Here is an 18934-nt window from a genome sequence, read left to right as displayed (position 1 = left end):
GTTATCCGGCCATATCGGCCGCGGTCGGCATCGGGCGCGGGTGGTCCGCAGGGCGTCGCGGTGGGTTGCCCGGTCGGGGAAGGCGGCGCGGTGGGTTTGCCCCGTCGGGGAAGGCGAGGCGAGAAGCCCTGGCACGCAGCAGGCGCTGTCCTCGTCGTCCTCGATCTCGATCTGGCGGACGCGCACGCGTTCTGCCCCCGGACAGCCTGGCGACCTCGCGCCGTCGGGACCAGCTCCGCACGGCACGGCGCGTCACGACACGTCACGTCACGTCACGACACGGCATGGCACGAAAAGGGTAGAGGTTCTCGCGGCGCTATGCGCTGGGGTCGCGGAGGCCGACTGCGTCGTGGCGCCAGAACGGCTCCGCGTAGACCAGCGTCCCTGTCATCCATGGCTCGTACCCCGGGAGTCCGAGGGCCTGGAAGGCACCATCCGGAATGCGCAGGGACGGTTTTCGGAAGCCCTGGTCGTCACCGGGCGCGAAGCCGAAGCGGGAGTAGTAGCCCGGATCGCCCTCCAGGAAGACCAGGGGGACGGCCCGCTCGGCGAGGGTCTTCAGCCCGTGCCGGACCAGGGCCGAGCCGATACCGCGCCGGTGATGCTCGGGCATGACGGCCAACGGGCTGAGCACATGCACCTCGACCAGTCGCCGAGGGGCGTCGAGCAGACCGCGGGTGAACATGATGTGCCCGACGATCTGCCCGTCGAGCTCAGCGACCAGTGAGAGACCGTCCGCGGGCGTGATCGTGCCCCGCAGGGTATCGACCAGGTCGGCCACGACAGGGCCGTGATCACCGAACGCCCGCAGGTGGATGTCCCGCACGGACTCTCTGTCGCTCGGAAGTTCCTCGCGAAGATCCATGACCGGAGGGTAAGGACCCGTCCCAGTCGCTCGCACACGGTTTTGAAGCCCGAAGGATGCGCGGTGAGTGACGTAACGACCAACGACGACTACGAGGGCGCGGCAGACCGCCGCGCCCTCGTAGTCGTCGTTGGTCCAGCTAGACCCAGGTGTCCAGCCACATCCGCGACCGCCAGCTGTCGATCGGGATGGCCTGGCCCGTGAAGACGGGCCAGAAGTAGATGAAGTTCCAGGTGATGAGGAGGACGAGGACGCCGGCGGCGGCGGCGCCGGCCACTCGGCGGCGTTCGGGCGCGCCGGGCGGGCCGAGGATGGCGCCGATCATCATCGTGACGGCGAGGCAGAGGAAGGGGAGGAAGACGATGGCGTAGAAGAAGAAGATCGTGCGTTCCTGGTAGAGGAACCAGGGGAGGTAGCCGGCGGCGACACCGCAGGCGATCGCTCCCGCGCGCCAGTCGCGGCGGAAGAACCAGCGCCACAGGACGTACACGACCGCGAAGGCGGCGGCCCACCACAGGAGCGGCGTGCCGATGGCCAGGACCTCGCGGGCGCACTTGTCGGCGGTGTCGGTGGCGCAGCCGTCCTTGCCGGGCGACGGGGACTCGTAGAAGTACGAGACCGGGCGGCCGACGACGATCCAGCTCCACGGGTTCGACTGGTACGTGTGCGGTGACGACAGCCCGATGTGGAACTCGTAGACCGCGTGCTCGTAGTGCCACAGGCTGCGCAGCCAGTCCGGCAGCCAGCTGAACCAGCCGCCCTTGCCCTCGGTCGCGGCCCAGTTGCGGTAGTAGCCGCCGGTGCCGTCGTCCGGGGAGAGGATCCAGCCCGTCCAGGAGACCAGATACGTGACGATCATGACCGGGACCGTGGACAGGAACGCGAGGCCCAGGTCGCGCTGGAGCATGGCGATCAGCGGCCGGCGGGCGCCGGCGACCTTGCGGGCCGCGTAGTCCCAGAGCACCGCCATGATCCCGAAGAAGATCAGGAAGTACAGGGCGTTCCACTTGGTGCCGAGGGCCAGGCCCAGGCAGAGGCCGGCCAGCCAGCGGTACGGGCGCGGGCCCAGGCGGGTCGTCTCGGCGATGAGGGAGTTGGGGCGTACGACTCCGTCGCCGTCCGGGGGGAGCGCGGCGGCCAGGCGTTGGCGTGCCTTGTCGCGGTCGATGACCAGGCAGCCGAACGCGGCCAGCACGAAGGACATCAGCACCTGGTCCAACAGTGCCGTGCGGCTCATCACGAAGTGCAGGCCGTCCACCGCCATCAGGCCGCCCGCGAGGCAGCCGAGGAACGTCGAGCGGAAGATCCGGCGGCCGATCCGGCAGAGCATCAGCACGGACAGCGTGCCGAGCAGGGCCGCCATGAAGCGCCAGCCGAACGGGTTGAACCCGAACATCAGCTCGCCCAGCCCGATCACGTACTTGCCGACCGGTGGGTGCACCACGTACGCCGGGTCCGTCGGGATCGGAACGTTCCCGTTGTTCTGGAGGATCAGCTCGTTGGCGTTCTTGGCCCAGTTGACCTCGTATCCGCGGTGGACGATCGCCCACGCGTCCTTGGCGTAGTACGTCTCGTCGAATATCACCGCCCTCGGGCTGCCCAGGTTGTAGAACCGCATCAGCCCCGCGACCAGCGTCACCAGCAGCGGACCGCCCCACGCCGACCAGCGGACCAGGCGCCCCGCGACCTCCTCGCGCAGCCCGAGCACGGCCCATACACGCGGGCTCGGCCGGGTGTACGGGGGCACCAGTCGGGTGCGGACGTCGCCTCTCGGCGGCGCCGCGTAGCCGAATCGGCGCAGGCGGTGCTGCCACGACGGCCGCTGGTCTTCGGTGGCCTGGTCCTGCCGGGTGTCCGTGGAGGACGCGGTACTGGTCACCGCGCCATCGTAGGGAACACCGCTGTGTGAGTCCCGTGGGACGGGGATGTGGGGGCGCCTGATGGCCCAGGGCGCATGCCGTTCCCCGGCGGCGGGTGGGGCGTGGCCGGTCGCGCCCACGCGGCGGAGCCGCACAGCGGCACAGGCCCGCGCCCTGTCAGGGGCTTCGCCCCTGGGAGGATGGAGGCGTGACAGGAATCCTTGTGTTGGCAGGCACCCCCATCGGCGATGTCGCGGACGCGCCGCCCCGGCTCGCCGAGGAGCTGCGCGGTGCGGATGTGGTGGCCGCCGAGGACACCCGGCGGCTCCGGCGGCTCACCCAGGCGCTGGGGGTCCAACCGGGTGGGCGGATCGTCTCCTACTTCGAGGGCAACGAGGCCGCGCGGACGCCGGAACTCGTCGAGGCCCTGGTGGGCGGGGCGAGGGTGTTGCTGGTCACGGACGCGGGGATGCCGTCGGTCTCCGACCCCGGGTACCGGCTGGTCGCCGCCGCCGTGGAGAAGGACATCCGCGTCACGGCCGTACCGGGGCCTTCGGCCGTGCTCACCGCGCTCGCGCTGTCCGGGCTGCCCGTCGACCGGTTCTGCTTCGAGGGCTTCCTGCCGCGCAAGGCCGGGGAGCGGCTCGGACGGCTGCGCGAGGTCGCGGAGGAACGGCGCACGCTCGTGTACTTCGAGGCGCCCCACCGCCTGGACGCGACACTCGCGGCGATGGCCGAGGCCTTCGGCACCGGGCGGCGGGCCGCCGTCTGCCGTGAGCTGACCAAGACGTACGAGGAGGTCAGGCGCGGCCCTCTCGGGGAGCTGGCCGAGTGGGCGGCGGCCGGTGTGCGCGGGGAGATCACCGTCGTGGTCGAGGGGGCGCCGGAGAAGGGGCCGGAAGAACTGGACGCGGCGGAGCTGGTGCGGCGGGTTCGCGTGCGGGAGGAAGCGGGGGAGCCGCGCAAGGAGGCGATCGCGGCGGTGGCCGTGGAGGCCGGGGTGCCGAAGAGGGAGGTCTTCGACGCGGTGGTGGCCGCGAAGAGGGCTGCGCCGTAGGGGAGGGGGCCGCGTTGTCGGGTGCGGGTGCTTCGTGGCTGATCGCGCAGTTCCCCGCGCCCCTGAGGGCCTACGGCCCTTTCGGGCCGAAAAGCACGGGGCGCAGCCCCTGCTTTTCAGGGGCGCGGGGAACTGCGCGAGAAGCCCCACCCAGCCGCACCCGACAACGCGGCCCCTCCCCTGCGGCGCTTGACAGCCCATGCCCAGGTAAAGCCGCGCAAAGGGCAACTCTTGTATCGACGGCCTTCCCACAAGGGAAGGCCAAAACGGCTTCAACAGTCGGCAGGTGGGGTGCACTTCGGGTCTGCCGAGGCGTCAACTGGGTGGTGAGGGCGTACACGTCCCCACCGTCCAGCGGACAAGAGGAGCTGGCAATGACCGAGATCGCAGAGCGGGCCGTCCTGCGGAACACCGCCACCGCCGTCGTTCACGAGTCGTACTCGTTCGCCTGCATGCGCTGTGGGCACGGCTGGGAGCAGTCGTTCGAAATAGAGCACCACAACGACGCCCAGGGGCACGACTTCGTGATGTACGTGGCCGACGGCCAGGTCGTGCCGTCTCCGCTGTCGCGGCCCACGTGCCACAACTGCGACGGTCATGTCGTACGGATCATGCGGGCGGGCCAGGTGTCGTCGGTGCGGGACGCCGAGCGCCGGCGGCACGTGCCGAAGCCCCGCCCGGTGGCGGTGGACGCGACGGACGCGACGGACGTCGAGGCGCCCGGCGCGGCGGAGCCCGAGGAGCACCACCACTGGCACCTGTCCGACCTGCTGCACCCGTTCCACCGCAAGGCGAGCTGACCCTCCCCCCAGCGAGCCTGGAGAGCATGCCCCGATCCCGCGATTCGTAGGATCGGGGCATGCCTTCGAACGACTCCGGCAACGCGTCCGGCAAGAACGACAAGAACGCCGCGCCCCCGCTCCCCGAACCCCTCCGGGTGCCGGTCGCGGATGCGCACACCCATCTGGACATGCAGTCCGGCACGGTCGAGGAGGGCCTCGCGAAGGCCGCCTCCGTGGGGGTGACGACGGTCGTCCAGGTCGGCTGCGACATCAAGGGCTCCCGCTGGGCCGCCGAGACGGCCGAGCGGTACGCGGCGGTCCACGCGACGGTCGCGCTGCACCCCAACGAGGCACCGCGGATCGTGCACGGCGACCCGGACGGCTGGTCCCGGCAGGGCGCGCGTACGGCGGGCGGGGACGCCGCGCTCGACGACGCCCTCGCCGAGATCGACCGGCTGGCCGCGTTGCCGCAGGTCAAGGGGGTCGGGGAGACGGGGCTCGACTACTTCCGGACCGGGCCGGAGGGCAAGGCCGCCCAGGAACGGTCGTTCCGCGCGCACATCGAGATCGCCAAGCGGCACGGCAAGGCGCTGGTCATCCACGACCGCGACGCCCACGACGACGTGTTGCGGATCCTGAAGGAGGAGGGCGCGCCCGAGCGCACCGTCTTCCACTGCTACTCCGGCGACGCCGACATGGCCGCCGTGTGCGCCGAGCACGGCTACTTCATGTCCTTCGCCGGGAACATGACCTTCAAGAACGCCCGGCCGCTGCGCGACGCGCTCGCCGTCGCGCCCCTCGAACTCGTCCTCGTCGAGACCGACGCGCCCTTCCTGACACCCGCGCCGTACCGCGGACGGCCCAACGCGCCGTATCTCATTCCGGTCACGGTTCGGGCGATGGCCGAGGTGCGGGATATCGGCGAGGACGCGCTGGCGACGGCGCTCGCGGCGAACACGGCGAGGGCGTTCGATTACTGACGGGTCACGTTTCGTCGGCCGTCCGAGGGACCCCAAAAAGATGATCAGCTCCCCGTGTCGCGACACTGCGTGACCACGTTGCTTTGGAGGGTGACCGGAGTCCGCTAGGTTCACGTCGCCCGACCCGGACCCGGATCCCTCTGGAGCGTGTCGTCGTGAGCAACGTGCAGTCGTCGTCGTACGAGACCTATGGCCCCCCGGAGGGTACGAGTTGGCAGCCGGCGTACGAGGCCGGGACGCTGCCGCACGGGGCCTACGCGGACACCTACCGGCCCGCCTACGAGGACCGGCCCGGCCATGAAGACGGGCCCGGCCACGAGGACGGGCCCGGCCACGAGGGCCCTGAGGGGCCGATCCCCGAGTCAGCCGCGCCGGCCGGTGGTGGTCGGGGCGCCTCCCGGCGGGCCGTGCGGCGCAGACGGGGCGCCGGGAGGCTCGGTTCGTTGCGGCGGCTGGTGCCGCAGGCGCTGGTGGTGGCGTTCCTCGCGGGCGGGACCTCCGCGTTCGTGGCGAAGGACAAGGCGATCGAGCTGACCGTGGACGGGCGGCCGCGCATGCTGCACACCTTCGCCGGCGACGTCACCGAGCTCCTCGCCGACGAGGGGGTCGCGTTCGGCGCCCATGACGTCATCGCGCCCGCCCCCGGTACCGCGCTGAGCAGCGGTGACGAGGTCGCCGTGCACTACGGGCGGCCCGTCGCCCTCACCCTGGACGGTCATCAACGCAAGGTCTGGACGACCGCCCACACGGTGGACGGGGCGCTTCAGCAGCTCGGGGTGCGTGCGGAGGGCGCGTACGTCTCGACCTCGCGCTCCCGGCGCATCGGGCGTGAGGGGCTGGAGCTGGACGTCCGCACCGAACGCACCGTCACGATCATGGCGGACGGGCGGACCCGGACGATCCGTACGAACGCGGCGACCGTGGGGGAGGCCGTGGAGCAGGCCGGGGTCACCCTGCGCGGGGAGGACACCGCCTCGGTCGCGTGGTCGAGCTTCCCCCGGGACGGGCAGACCGTGACCGTGATGCGGGTGATCGGGTCCAGGGAGGTCCGCGAGGAACTGATCCCGTTCCGGGTGCACCGCATGGAGGACCCCGCGCTCTTCCAGGGCACGGAGGTCGTCGAGCGCGCCGGCCATCCGGGCACCCGTCGGCTCACGTACGCGCTTCGCACGGTCAACGGGGTCGGGCAGCGACCCCGGCTGCTGCGCACGGAGGTGCTGCGTGAGCCGCGGGACCAGACCGTGAAGGTGGGGACGAGGGCGATGCCGACGTCCGTGGCGGGGGCGGACGGGTTGAACTGGGCGGCGCTGGCCGCGTGTGAGTCCGGGGGGCGGCCGAACGCGGTCGATCCATCCGGGACGTACGGGGGGTTGTACCAGTTCGACACGCGGACCTGGCGGAGTCTCGGTGGCAGCGGTCGTCCGCAGGACGCGTCCGCGAGTGAACAGACCTTCCGGGCGAAGAAGCTGTATGCGCAGCGGGGGGCCAGCCCCTGGCCGCATTGCGGGGCGCGGTTGCGTGGCTGACCGCAGGCTTGGGGTGGGCGGGTTGTTCCTTGGGTGGGGTGTCTGAGGTGGATGGGTGGGTGCGGGTGAGTGGGGGCTGGTCGCGCAGTTCCCCGCGCCCCTGAAAGACCAGGCCCTTGCGGGCCTGGAAGACGACGGGCCCGTGCCCCTGGAGGACCGGGCCCTTGCGGGCCTGGAAGACGACGGGCGCGCGCCCCTGGAGGACCGGGCCCTTGCGGGCCTGGAAGACGACGGGCCGGGAGGCCTGGAAGACGACGGCCGGAGGCCTGGAAGACGACGGGCCGGTGGGCCTGGAGGGCGACAGGCCGGTGGGCCTGGGAGGCGACGGCTCGGCGGGGTGAAAAGCGTGGGGCGCAGCCCCTGCTTTTCAGGGGCGCGGGGAACTGCGCGACCAGCCCCCACCGGACCCGCACCCGCCGACGCACCGAACCCCCCACCCCCCAAGGCGCCCGAGAACCGAACCCCGGCCCCCGCCCCGTACCCTGGTGCCGTGACCAGCCCCACCCCCGACGCCCTGCTGGGCCCCGCCGACGTCCGCGAACTCGCGGCGGCGCTCGGCGTACGCCCCACCAAACAGCGCGGCCAGAACTTCGTGATCGACGCGAACACGGTCCGCCGGATCGTGCGGACCGCGGACGTCCGCCCGCAGGACACGGTCGTCGAGGTGGGTCCGGGTCTCGGCTCCCTCACCCTCGCCCTGCTGGAGGTCGCCGACCGCGTCACCGCGGTCGAGATCGACGACGTGCTCGCCGCCGCGCTGCCCGCCACCATCGCCGCCCGCATGCCCACCCGCGCCGGCCGTTTCGCGCTCGTGCACTCGGACGCGATGCAGGTGACCGAGCTTCCCGGCCCGGCCCCCACGGCCCTCGTCGCGAACCTCCCCTACAACGTCGCCGTCCCCGTGCTGCTGCACATGCTCGAGACCTTCCCGACCATCGAGCGCACGCTCGTGATGGTCCAGGCGGAGGTCGCCGACCGGCTCGCCGCCGGGCCGGGATCGAGGGTGTACGGCGTGCCGTCGGTGAAGGCGAACTGGTACGCGGAGGTCAAACGGGCCGGGAAGATCGGGCGGAACGTCTTCTGGCCGGCGCCGAACGTGGACAGCGGGCTCGTCTCGCTGGTCCGCCGGACCGAGCCGATCAAGACCACCGCCGCCAGGCGGGACGTGTTCGCGGTCGTCGACGCGGCCTTCGCCCAGCGGCGCAAGACGCTCAGGGCCGCCCTCGCCGGGTGGGCCGGTTCCGCGGCCGCCGCCGAGGCCGCCCTCGTCGCCGCCGGAGTCTCCCCGCAGGCCCGCGGTGAGTCCCTGACGGTCGAGGAGTTCGCCGCCATCGCCGAGAACCGTGTCTCCGAGGGCGCAGAGGGCGCAGAGGGCGCAGAGGGCGCAGAGGGCACTGAACGCGCAGAGGGCACTGAACGCGCCGAGGGCACCGAACGCGCAGAGAGCGCCGAGCGCGCCGACGACAAGGAGTCCCGTCAGCCGTGAGCGTCACCGTTCGCGTCCCCGCCAAGGTCAATGTGCAGCTCGCGGTCGGCGGTGCCCGGCCCGACGGGTTCCACGACCTGGCCAACGTCTTTCTCGCCGTCGGGCTGTACGACGAGGTCACCGTCACCCCCGCCGACGAGCTGACGGTCACCTGCGAGGGCCCCGGCGCCGACCAGGTGCCCCTGGACCGTACGAACCTCGCCGCCCGGGCCGCGCTCGCGCTGGCGGAACGCCACGGCATCGAGGCCGCCGTCCACCTGCACATCGCCAAGGACATCCCCGTCGCGGGCGGCATGGCCGGCGGCAGCGCGGACGCGGCCGGCGCGCTCCTGGCCTGCGACACCCTGTGGGGTACGAACGCCTCACGCGGTGAACTCCTCGACATCTGCGCCGAGTTGGGCAGCGACGTGCCGTTCAGCCTGGTGGGCGGGGCGGCTCTCGGCACGGGCCGGGGCGAGCGGCTCCAAGCCCTCGACGTGGGCGGGGCCTTCCACTGGGTCTTCGCGGTCGCCGACGGCGGGCTCTCCACACCCGCCGTCTACCGCGAGTTCGACCGGCTGCACGCGCACGACGCCGTCCCCGAGCCCGTGGCCTCCCAGGTGCTGCTGGACGCGCTCGCCAAGGGGGACGTCGACGCGCTCGCGGCCTTCCTGCCGGACTCCAACGGCCTCCAGCCCGCCGCCCTCTCGCTCTTCCCGAAGCTGAAGGACACCCTCGCCGAGGGCCGCGCGGCCGGCGCGCTCGCCGGACTCGTCTCCGGCTCGGGCCCGACCACGGCCTTCCTCGCCCGGGACGCCGACTCGGCCCACACCATCGCCGAGGGGCTGCTCGCGTCCGGTACGTGCCGGGCGGCGCGGGTGGCCGTCTCACCGGCGCCGGGGGCGACCGTGCTCCCGGCCGCCCAACCGTAGGTACTCAGAGGCGAGTTGAGTACGTGAGCGCTGACGCCCACCCGGGCGTCGGCGCGACCGTACTCCCATGAGTGCAAGCGTGAGTGCGAGCGTGAGTGCGAGCGAGCTAGCCGCCGCCACCCCGTCCACCCGTGACCGGTACGTCGACCTCCTGCGCGTCGCCTCCCTCGGCACGGTCGTCCTCGGCCACTGGCTGATGGCGGCGGTCACGACCGGCGGCGGGGGAGACGGCGGGGGAGACGGCGGGGTCGAGGTGGGCAACCTGCTCGCCGTCGAGCCGCGGCTGCAGATCCTCACCTGGGCCCTGCAGGTCATGCCGGTGTTCTTCTTCGTCGGCGGCTTCTCGCACGCCCTCTCCTACCGCTCGCTCAGCCGCAGGCACCCGGGCGGCGGCGTCTACCCCGCCTTCCTCCGCGCCCGCCTCCAACGGCTGCTGCGGCCGACCCTGGTGTTCATAGGGGTGTGGGGCGTCGTCGCCGTCCTCCTCCAACTCGCGGGCGAGGGAGGGGGACTGCTCGACGTGGCGCTGCGACTGGTCGCGCAGCCGCTGTGGTTCATCGGGATCTATCTCGCGATGGTCGCTTTCACTCCGCCGCTGCTCAGGTTGCACGAGCGATGGGGGTGGGGCGCGTTCGGCGGGCTCGTGGCGGCCGCCGCGCTCGTCGACGTCCTGCGCTTCGCGCTCGACGTCCCCTTCGTCGAGTTCCTCAACTTCGCCTTCGTGTGGCTCGCGATCCACCAGCTCGGGTTCCTGCGCGCCGACGGGCGGCTGACGCGGCCGTATCTGCTCGCCGGGGCCGGGCTCGCGGGGGCCGCGCTGCTGGTGGCGTACGGGCCGTATCCGCTGTCGATGGTCGGGATGCCGGGCGAGAAGGTGTCGAACATGGCGCCGCCGACGTTCGCGCTGCTGTGCCACGGGCTGTGGCTGGTCGGTGCGGTGGAGTGGCTGCGCGGGCCGGTCGCGAGGTGGCTGGAGCGGCCGAAGGTGTGGCGGGCGGTCGTGGCCGCCAACGGCGTCTCGATGACGGCGTTCCTGTGGCATCTTTCGGCCATGCTCGGGGTGTACGGCGTGCTGCTCGCCCTCGGTGCCGACCTGCCCGCGCCCGCGACGGGCGCCTGGTGGACCCAACTGCCCCTGCGTATCGCCGCCGCGGCCGTCCTCACGGCGGTTCTCGTCGCCGCCTTCCGGGGTGTCGAACGGCCCGCCGCCCGACCGTCCCGAACGAACGGTTCCCGCAGGTCGGGCGCGTATTCCGGCCCCGCGGCCGCCCTCGGGGTGACGCTGTGTCTCTTCGGTGTGCTCGGGCTCTCCATGGTCGGGTTCGGCGGGCTCTTCGAAGGGCGTTCGGCCCTGCTGATCGCCGTTCAGGTGACGGCGCCGACGGCGGTGGCGATGACACTCGCCGGGTGGGCGCTGGTGGAACTCATTGGTCGCGGTGAACGGTCAAGTGCCTGACCGAGGCGGTCCGATGGAGGAAGCGTGCAGGTCAGGCATTGGTCTGACATACCCCTGAGTTTGTAATCCACGCCACAGTATTTTAATGTTCAGCAAAATCCCCTCTGGGTCCATTTAGTGGGATTCGCCCGCCGTTTCCGGGTGGCATGATCTCGATGCCCGGTGTCTTGTTACCAGCGGTACTTCCCGTGCGCGTGGTGTCGTCCCCGCGGCGGGCGAGAGGGGTTCCTCATGGGACACATGGACCACTTCAGCGCCGGATGGGTCACCCCCGTCCTCTCCTACGTCATGGCCTGCGTCGGCTCCGCGCTCGGACTGCGCTGCACCGTCAGGGCACTTGAGGCGGAGGGCGCCTCCAAGCGGAACTGGCTGACGCTGGCGTCCTTCGCCATCGGCTCCGGCATCTGGACCATGCACTTCGTCGCGATGATGGGCTTCGGCGTGGAAGGGACGTCGATCCGCTACGACGTCCCGATGACCGTCCTCAGCCTGGTCATGGCGATCGCCGTGGTCGGCGCCGGTGTCTTCACCGCCGGTTACGGCCGCTCCCGGGTCCGCGCGGTGGCCTTCGGCGGCCTCGGCACCGGGCTCGGCGTGGCCGCGATGCACTACACCGGCATGACCGCGCTCAACCTGCACGGCGAGGTCGGCTACAACCCGGCCCTGGTCATCGCCTCCGTGGTGATCGCCGTCGTCGCCGCGACCGCGGCGTTGACGCTCACGCTGATCGTGCGCGGGGGTCTCCTCGCCGCGCTCGCCGCGCTCGTCATGGGGCTCGCGGTCAGCAGCATGCACTACACCGCGATGTACGCCGTGAGCATCGATCTCACGCCCAGTACGGACCCGTTGGCGGGCGCCACGGCCACGGAGTTCCTGTTCCCGCTGGCCGTGTTGCTGGGGTCGTTCCTCTTCCTGGCCGCGGCGTATGTGGCGTTGTCGCCCACGGGGAAGCGGGCGGAGTCGTCCTTCGCCGATGAACTGCTGCGTGAGGTCGAGCTGTCGACGGCGTGAGCGCTCCGCTCCGAACGCCGTTCTTCTGAGCGCCGTTGTGACCTGCGGGCCGGTGGGGGCTGGTCGCGCCCGCGCGGCGGAGCCGCACATCGACACAGCCCCGCGCCCCTTCGGGGCGTGGTAGCCCCCCGTCCCGAAGAGGTCCGCATGAAAGTCTTCCGTATGACCGCCCGGCTGCGTCCCAGATCCGTGCGGGCGAAGATCGTCGCCCTGCTGATGCTGCCCATCGTGTCGCTGATGGCGTTGTGGAGCTACGCCGCCGTGACGACCGTGGCCGCCATCGGTGACACCGAGCGGGCCAAGGACGTCAACAGCGAACTGCTCGCGCCGGTGGCCGAGTTCGTGACCGCGCTGCAGGCCGAACGGACGGCCGCGATGCGGTACGCCGCCCGGCGCGCCGAAGCGGGTCTCGACGACCTGAGGGCCGACCAGCAGACCACCGACAAGGCCGTGACGGTGCTCCGCGAGGGCCTCACCTCCGCCGGCTCGGACGCGGCCCTCATCGACACCGGTCTGCCCGCCCGTCTGGACACCCTCGAAGCCGACTTCAGCGACCTCGCCGCCCTGCGCGCGAACAGCATCGGGGGCGCGAGGGACGCGGTGTCGACGGCGTACACCGCGTACTCGGTGGTCATCGACCACGCCTTCGCCGTGACCGGCGCGCTCACCAGCGAGAAGGGCACCGACGCGACCTCCGAGGCGCGCGTCGTCCTCGAACTCTCCCGTGTCCGTGACGCCGTGGCCCGCGAGCAGGCGCTGCTGGCCGCCGCCACCGCGTCCGGGACGCTGAGCAAGGAGGGTTACGCGCGGTTCGTCGGCGCCGTCGCCACCCGGCGCGAACTGCTGAAGCCGGCCGTCGCCGACCTCAGGGCCGAGCACCGGCCCGCCTACGACGTGCTGCTGGACAGCGACCGTTACGCCTCCCTCGTCGAGATCGAGGACGGGGTGACGGACGCCGGCGCGGGCCCGGTGTCGGCGGCCGTGCTGAAGGACTGGGACTCCTCCTCGGCGGCCGTGCTCAAGGGCCTGGCCGAGGCGGAGAAGGACGCGGGAACCGGCGCTGCCGCCAAGGCGGACGCCTTCGGCTGGGACACGCTGGGCGCGTCCGGCGTCGCCGTGGTCCTCGGTCTCGTCGGCGTGCTCCTGTCGCTCCTCGTCTCCGTGAGCGTCGGGCGCGGCCTCATCGTGGAACTCCTCGACCTGCGCAACTCCGCCCTCGAAGTCGCCGGGCGCAGTCTGCCGCAGGCCATGCGCAAACTGCACGCGGGGCAGGGCGTCGACATCGACGCGGAGGCCCCGATGCGGCGTCTGGCGGGCGACGAACTCGCCCAGGTGGGCAGCGCGTTGACCGCCGTGCAGCGGGCCGCGCTCAAGGCGGCCTCCGAGCGCGCCGAACTCCTCAGCGGCATCTCCGGGGTGTACGTGAGCCTCGCCCGCCGCAGCCAGGTGCTGCTGCACCGCCAGCTCGACCTGCTCAGCGTGATGGAGCAGCGGCAGCGGGAACGGCAGGACCACGCCGAGCTGTACGACCTCTACCGCGTCGACTACCTCGCCACCCGGATGCGGCGTCACTCCGAGTCGCTGCTGATCCTGTCGGGGATCGCCCCCGGCCGTGGGTGGCGCGACCCGATCGCGCTGTCGGACGTCCTGCGGGCGGCCGTCGCCGAGATCGAGGACGCGACCCGGGTCGAGATCTGGGCCGCACCGCGGGTGTCGCTGAACGGCGGTTCCGTCGCCGACGTCATCCACCTGCTCGCCGAACTCGTCGAGAACGCCGCCGCGTTCTCCCCGCCCTCCACCAAGGTCCAGCTGCGCGCCGCCCGGCTGCGCGACGGCATCCTCGTCGAGGTCGAGGACAGCGGCTTCGGCATGAACGAGGAGGCGATGGCCGACGCCAACCGCAAGATCCAGTCGGAGAAGGTCGACCTCCTCGACGCCAAGCAGATCGGGCTCATCGTGGTGAACCGCCTCGCCGGCCGCCAGGGCCTGCGCGTCGAATTGCGGCAGTCGACCGACGGAGGCGTCGCCGCGGCCGTCTTCATCCCCGAGCACCTGATCCGCGACGACATGCCCGTCCACCACGAGTCGGCCCCCGACGGTCGCTCACCGGCCCCGGCCCCGGCCTCGGCCCCGGCGCCGAGCCGGCAACAGCGCCGATAGGGGCCCGCAGGACAGCCGTGCGCCTCGGGTGGTGGTGTCCCCGGGGCGCACGGCCTTTTCCACTTCCCGCGTTTCGGCGTTCCCGCGTTCCCGCGTTCCCGCGTTCTTCGCTTCCCGCGTTGGCGCGGCCGGTCTAGAAGGTCAGCTTCCAGCTGTTGATGTAGCCGGTGTCCGCGCTGTAGACGTCCTGGACCTTCAGCTGCCAGGTGCCGTTGACCGTCGTCTCGCTGGACGCGTTGACCGTGTAGGTGGCGTCGACGTTGTCCGTGGAGTCGGAGGAGCTGCTGCTCTTCAGACGGTACGTCGAGCCGTCCGGGGCGACGAGGTCGATGACCAGGTCACCGCGGTAGGTGTGGACGATGTTGACGTACACGGACAGGTCGCTGGGCGCGCTGCCGGTGAGACCGCTGACGGTGACGGGCGAGTAGACGGCGGAACCGGTGTCCGGGATGGAGACGTCGGTGGTCGACTCGAAGGCCGTACCGGTGTCGCCACCGTCGTCTCCGCCGTCGTCCCCGTCACCGCTCGGGGTGACCTGGAGCAGCAGGTTGGGGCTGCCGGTGCCGACGCCGGTGAGGGTGGAGGCGGAGGCCGCCGAGGTCAGGGCCGTGGTGACCGCGGAGGGCGAGGCGCTCGGGTTCTCGCCGAGGTAGACGGCGGCGGCGCCGGCGACGTGCGGGGACGCCATCGACGTACCGGAGTAGGTCGCGGTGGCCGTGTTGGAGCTGTTCGACGCGGAGGTGATGGACGACCCCGGCGCGAAGATGTCCAGCGACGAGCCGTAGTTGGAGAACGACGACCGCGCGTCGGCGCTGGTGGAGGCGCCCACGGTGACGGCGCTCGCGACCCGGGCCGGGGAGTAGCTCGACGCGTTGGCGTTGTCGTTGCCGGCCGCGACGGCGTAGGTGATGCCGGCCGCGATGGAGTTGGCGACGGCCGCGTCGAGGGTGGAGTCCGCGCTGCCGCCGAGCGACATGTTGGCGACGGCCGGGAACTGGGCGTTCTCGGTCACCCAGTCGATACCGGCGACGACGCCGGCGGTCGTGCCGGAGCCCTCGTCGTCGAGGACGCGGACGGCGACGATGTCGGCGGCCTTGGCGACACCGTAGGTGGTGCCCGCGACGGTGCCGGCGACGTGCGTGCCGTGCCCGTTGCCGTCGTCGGCGGAGGAGTCGTCGTCGACGGCGTCGTAGCCGTAGGAGGCCCGTCCGCCGAAGTCGGTGTGGGTGATCCGTACGCCCGTGTCGATGATGTAGGCGGTGACGCCGCTGCCCGCGCTGCTCGGGTACGTGTACGAGGAGTCGAGCGGCAGGTCGGCCTGGTCGATGCGGTCCAGGCCCCAGGTCGCGCCGGTCTGGGTGTCGCTCATGTGGACGGTCTTGTTGACGGCGACCGCGGCGACGGCCGGGTCGGCGGCGAGCTGCTTCGCCTCCGCCTCGGTCATCTCGGTGGCGTAGCCGTTCAGCGCCTTCTTGTACGTCTGCTGCACCTCGGCGCCGTACCGGGTCGCGACCGCCTTGCCCTTGCTGGAGGCCGCCTTGAAGGGGAGGCTCTCCTTGAGCGTGACGATGTAGCTGCCCTGGACGGCGTTCTCGGCGTTGGCGCCGACGATCTTGCCCTCCGCGGGTGCCGCGACGGCGGGGGTGGCGGTCGCGGCACCGACGGTGAACAGGGCCGCGGCGGACACCACGGCGGCGAGCGCGCCGCGTCTGCGGCGGCCGGGGGCGTGGGGGGCGGGGGAGTTCTGCACGAACATTGGGGGTGGTCCCCTCTCGTGAAGACTTGCGCGGACTGACCATGTGGGGGGTGGCGTCCTGGTCGCATACGGTGACGGTATTGACGGGGTCACGTCAATAAGGGGAATCCCTACGTCCGGGCTGCGCCGCTTGGCGGGGGCGCCCCAAGGCTCGGGGTGTCCTGTGATCGGGCGACTGCGGGTGGTTCGTGGCTGATCGCGCAGTTCCCCGCGCCCCTGAAAAGCGGGGGCCCGTGCTTTTCAGGCCCCCGCCGTCTCTCGGGCCCGCCCACCCGCCGTCCAGCAGGCCCATCCGCCGTCTCTCGGCCCGCCCGGCCGCTGTCCAGCAGGCCCGCCCGCCGTCTCTCGGGCCCGCCAGCCCGCCGTCTTTCGGGCCCGCCCGGCCGCTGCCTAGCAGGCCCGCCCGCCGTCTTTCGGGCCCGCCCGCCCGCCGCCTTTCGGGCCCGCGGGGCCATCGCCTTTGAGGGGCGCGGGGCCATCACCTTTCAGGCCCGCCCGGCCATCACCTTTCAGGGGCGCGGGGCCTGGCCTTTCAGGCCTGCGGGGCCTGGCCTTTGAGGGGCGCGGGGAACTGTGCGAGAAGCCCCACGCACCCGCACCCGCAAACGCTCCCGCACCCCCGAGCCATTAGGCGCCCCGCACCGCCCGCATCACCCGCTCCGCCTTCTCCAGCCACCCCAGCTATGAGCCACTCGCGCTGGGCGCAGCCCAGGTGGCAGAGGGCGATCGCGCCGGCGGTGCGCTCGGGCGTCCACAGGAGCGCGGCCAGGCGCTCGTCCCACGCCTCGTACGCCGCGTCGAAGCCATCGTTGGAGCACGCCCCCGGCGTGGGTCGCGGCGCACGACGGAGCCCGCCTCCCGCTTCGGTCGCGGTGCTCCTCGGAGCCCGCCCCCGGCTTCGGGGCGTCTCCCCCGGCCCTCGTCCCCGCCGCCCGTCACACCCCCGCGCCCCGCGGACTACTCTGGAGGGTCGATCGTCCCCGTGGCAGGAGAGTAATGGCCGTCAACCTGGTCAATGTCGAGAACGTCAGCAAGGTGTACGGCACCCGCGCCCTGCTCGACGGGGTCTCGCTCGGCGTCTCCGAAGGGGACCGGATCGGCGTCGTGGGGCGCAACGGCGACGGCAAGACGACCCTGATCCGGATGCTCGCCAAGCTGGAGGAGGCCGACACGGGCCGGGTCACCCACTCCGGCGGCCTCCACGCCGGCGTGCTCACCCAGCACGACTCCCTCGACCCCACCGCCACCGTCCGGCACGAGGTCATCCGGGACCTGGCGGACCACGAGTGGGCGGGGAACGCCAAGATCCGGGACGTGCTCACCGGGCTGTTCGGCGGGCTCGACCTGCCCGGCTTCCCGCAGGGGCTCGACACCGTCATCGGTCCGCTCTCCGGCGGTGAGCGGCGGCGCATCGCGCTCGCCAAGCTGCTCATCGAGGAGCAGGACCTGATCGTCCTCGACGAGCCCACCAACCACCTGGACGTCGAGGGCATCTCCTGGCTCGCGGGCCACCTGCGGGAGCGGCGCTCCGCACTCGTCTGCGTGACCCACGACCGGTGGTTCCTGGACCAGGTGTGCACCCGGATGTGGGACGTGCAGAAGGGCTCGGTCTTCGAGTACGAGGGCGGATACTCCGACTACGTCTTCGCCCGCGCCGAGCGTGAGCGCATCGCCGCCACCGAGGAGACCAAGCGGCAGAACCTCGTCCGCAAGGAGCTGGCGTGGCTGCGGCGCGGGGCCCCGGCCCGTACGTCGAAGCCCCGGTTCCGGGTCGAGGCGGCGAACGAGCTGATCGCGGACGTACCGCCGCCGCGGGACACCAGCGAGCTGATGAAGTTCGCGTCGTCCCGGCTGGGCAGGACCGTGTTCGACCTGAAGGACGTCACCGTGCAGGCCGGGCCGAAGGTGCTGCTGAAGCATCTGACGTGGCAGCTCGGGCCGGGCGACCGGGTCGGCCTCGTCGGTGTCAACGGCGCCGGCAAGACCTCCCTGCTGCGGGCCATGGCGGACGCCGCGCGCAGCGAGGGGGAGAAGCAGCCGGCCGCCGGGCGGGTCGTCACCGGCAAGACGGTCAAGCTCGCGTACCTGTCCCAGGAGGTCGCCGAGCTCGACCCGAACCTGCGGGTGCTCCAGGCCGTGCAGCAGATCCGCGACCGCGTCGACCTCGGCAAGGGGCGCGAGATGACGGCGGGGCAGCTCTGCGAGACCTTCGGGTTCAACAAGGAGAAGCAGTGGACGCCGGTGGGCGACCTCAGCGGTGGTGAGCGGCGGCGGCTCCAGATTCTGCGGCTGCTGATGGACGAGCCCAACGTCCTCTTCCTCGACGAGCCGACGAACGACCTCGACATCGAGACGCTCACGCAGTTGGAGGACCTCCTCGACGGGTGGCCCGGCTCGATGGTCGTGATCTCCCACGACCGGTTCTTCGTCGAGCGCACGACCGACAAGGTGTTCGCGCTGCTCGGCGACGCGGCGCTGCGGATGCTGCCGCGCGGGATCGACGAGTACATCGAGCGGCGTCACCAGATGGAGGAGGCCGCCGCCGCGGCCTCGCCCGTCGCCGTGAAGGCCGCCTCGGAGAAGGCCGTCTCCGCCGCCGACTCCCGTGCCGCGAAGAAGGAACTCCAGAAGATCGAGCGGCAGTTGGACAAGGTCACCGAGAAGGAGGCGAAGTTGCACGCGCGGATCGCCGAGAACGCGACGGACTTCGCGAAGGTGGGGGAACTGGACGCCGAGTTGAGGGCGTTGCACGGGGAGAAGGAAGAGCTGGAGATGCGCTGGCTGGAACTTGCCGAGGACGCGTAGCGGTAGAGCCGGGCGGCTACTCGCCGTTGGGGCTGATGTTCGATGCCGGGTGCGGGTTGTCCGTGGCTGATCGCGCAGTTCCCCGCGCCCCTCAAGGGCGCGGCTCCCGGCCGGTGCTCATCGGTCCCCCCGCCTTCAAAATGCTTATCGCGCACGGCACGCACGTCCCGTGAAGGGGGCGTGAAGGAGCGTAACGAGGGCATCACGGGCCGGTTCTCCCTTGGGAACAGGGGAGCGACCGGCCCCGTGCGGGGGAGCGTCGCAGTGATAGAAAGAGCCG

General features: G+C 71.8%; 14 protein-coding genes. 11 read left to right on the top strand and 3 right to left on the bottom strand.

Going from position 1 to position 18934, the window contains the following annotated elements:
* Window positions 1–316: 316 nt before the first annotated feature.
* Both OG272_RS20520 and OG272_RS20515 read right to left on the bottom strand, forming a co-directional pair.
* A complete protein-coding gene (locus OG272_RS20520; protein WP_327729322.1) occupies window positions 317–865 on the bottom strand; it encodes an N-acetyltransferase in 549 nt (182 codons plus the stop codon).
* 139 nt (window positions 866–1004) lie between these two features.
* Window positions 1005–2744: a dolichyl-phosphate-mannose--protein mannosyltransferase gene (locus tag OG272_RS20515; protein ID WP_405894345.1), complete on the bottom strand. Its 1740-nt coding sequence runs from the start codon at window positions 2742–2744 to the stop codon at window positions 1005–1007.
* A 188-nt stretch (window positions 2745–2932) separates the two neighbouring features.
* Between OG272_RS20515 and rsmI the strand changes: the two genes are divergently transcribed.
* From rsmI to OG272_RS20465, 10 genes are all read left to right on the top strand, one after another.
* Entirely contained in the window at window positions 2933–3781 is an 849-nt protein-coding gene (gene rsmI / locus OG272_RS20510; RefSeq protein ID WP_405894343.1) for a 16S rRNA (cytidine(1402)-2'-O)-methyltransferase, read from the top strand.
* Window positions 3782–4155: 374 nt separating this feature from the next.
* Window positions 4156–4581 (top strand): hypothetical protein, encoded by a 426-nt coding sequence (locus OG272_RS20505; RefSeq protein WP_327729325.1) that lies wholly within the window; start codon window positions 4156–4158, stop codon window positions 4579–4581.
* Between the two features lie 59 nt (window positions 4582–4640).
* Entirely contained in the window at window positions 4641–5543 is a 903-nt protein-coding gene (locus tag OG272_RS20500) for a TatD family hydrolase (RefSeq protein WP_326582206.1), read from the top strand.
* A 155-nt stretch (window positions 5544–5698) separates the two neighbouring features.
* Entirely contained in the window at window positions 5699–7069 is a 1371-nt protein-coding gene (locus OG272_RS20495; protein ID WP_405894341.1) for a ubiquitin-like domain-containing protein, read from the top strand.
* Between the two features lie 212 nt (window positions 7070–7281).
* The gene (locus tag OG272_RS20490; protein WP_405894339.1) at window positions 7282–7410 is read left to right on the top strand and encodes a hypothetical protein; all 129 of its coding nucleotides are present in this window, start codon (window positions 7282–7284) and stop codon (window positions 7408–7410) included.
* A 149-nt stretch (window positions 7411–7559) separates the two neighbouring features.
* On the top strand, window positions 7560–8555 hold the full coding sequence (gene rsmA / locus OG272_RS20485) for a 16S rRNA (adenine(1518)-N(6)/adenine(1519)-N(6))-dimethyltransferase RsmA (RefSeq protein ID WP_327729328.1): 996 nt from the start codon (window positions 7560–7562) through the stop codon (window positions 8553–8555).
* A complete protein-coding gene (locus OG272_RS20480) occupies window positions 8552–9466 on the top strand; it encodes a 4-(cytidine 5'-diphospho)-2-C-methyl-D-erythritol kinase (RefSeq protein ID WP_405894337.1) in 915 nt (304 codons plus the stop codon). The genes rsmA and OG272_RS20480 overlap by 4 nt, the downstream gene beginning before the upstream one ends.
* Window positions 9467–9533: 67 nt before the next feature.
* Window positions 9534–10922: an acyltransferase gene (locus tag OG272_RS20475; protein ID WP_327729329.1), complete on the top strand. Its 1389-nt coding sequence runs from the start codon at window positions 9534–9536 to the stop codon at window positions 10920–10922.
* A gap of 231 nt (window positions 10923–11153) precedes the next feature.
* Window positions 11154–11933: an MHYT domain-containing protein gene (locus OG272_RS20470; RefSeq protein WP_326582211.1), complete on the top strand. Its 780-nt coding sequence runs from the start codon at window positions 11154–11156 to the stop codon at window positions 11931–11933.
* A gap of 147 nt (window positions 11934–12080) precedes the next feature.
* A complete protein-coding gene (locus tag OG272_RS20465) occupies window positions 12081–14093 on the top strand; it encodes a nitrate- and nitrite sensing domain-containing protein (RefSeq protein ID WP_328223279.1) in 2013 nt (670 codons plus the stop codon).
* Window positions 14094–14226: 133 nt separating this feature from the next.
* On the opposite strand, the gene OG272_RS20460 is transcribed toward OG272_RS20465, so the two are convergent.
* Window positions 14227–15849 carry a S8 family serine peptidase gene (locus tag OG272_RS20460; RefSeq protein ID WP_405894335.1) on the bottom strand — a complete coding sequence of 541 codons (1623 nt, stop codon included), beginning with the start codon at window positions 15847–15849 and terminating at the stop codon, window positions 14227–14229.
* 996 nt (window positions 15850–16845) lie between these two features.
* Here OG272_RS20460 and OG272_RS20455 point away from each other — a divergent pair.
* The gene (locus OG272_RS20455) at window positions 16846–18654 is read left to right on the top strand and encodes an ABC-F family ATP-binding cassette domain-containing protein (RefSeq protein ID WP_327729332.1); all 1809 of its coding nucleotides are present in this window, start codon (window positions 16846–16848) and stop codon (window positions 18652–18654) included.
* The last annotated feature ends 280 nt before the right edge of the window (window positions 18655–18934 follow it).

Source organism: Streptomyces sp. NBC_00104 (genome assembly GCF_045160825.1).
Taxonomy (GTDB): domain Bacteria; phylum Actinomycetota; class Actinomycetes; order Streptomycetales; family Streptomycetaceae; genus Streptomyces.
This window is presented reverse-complemented; position numbering and strand designations above follow the sequence as displayed.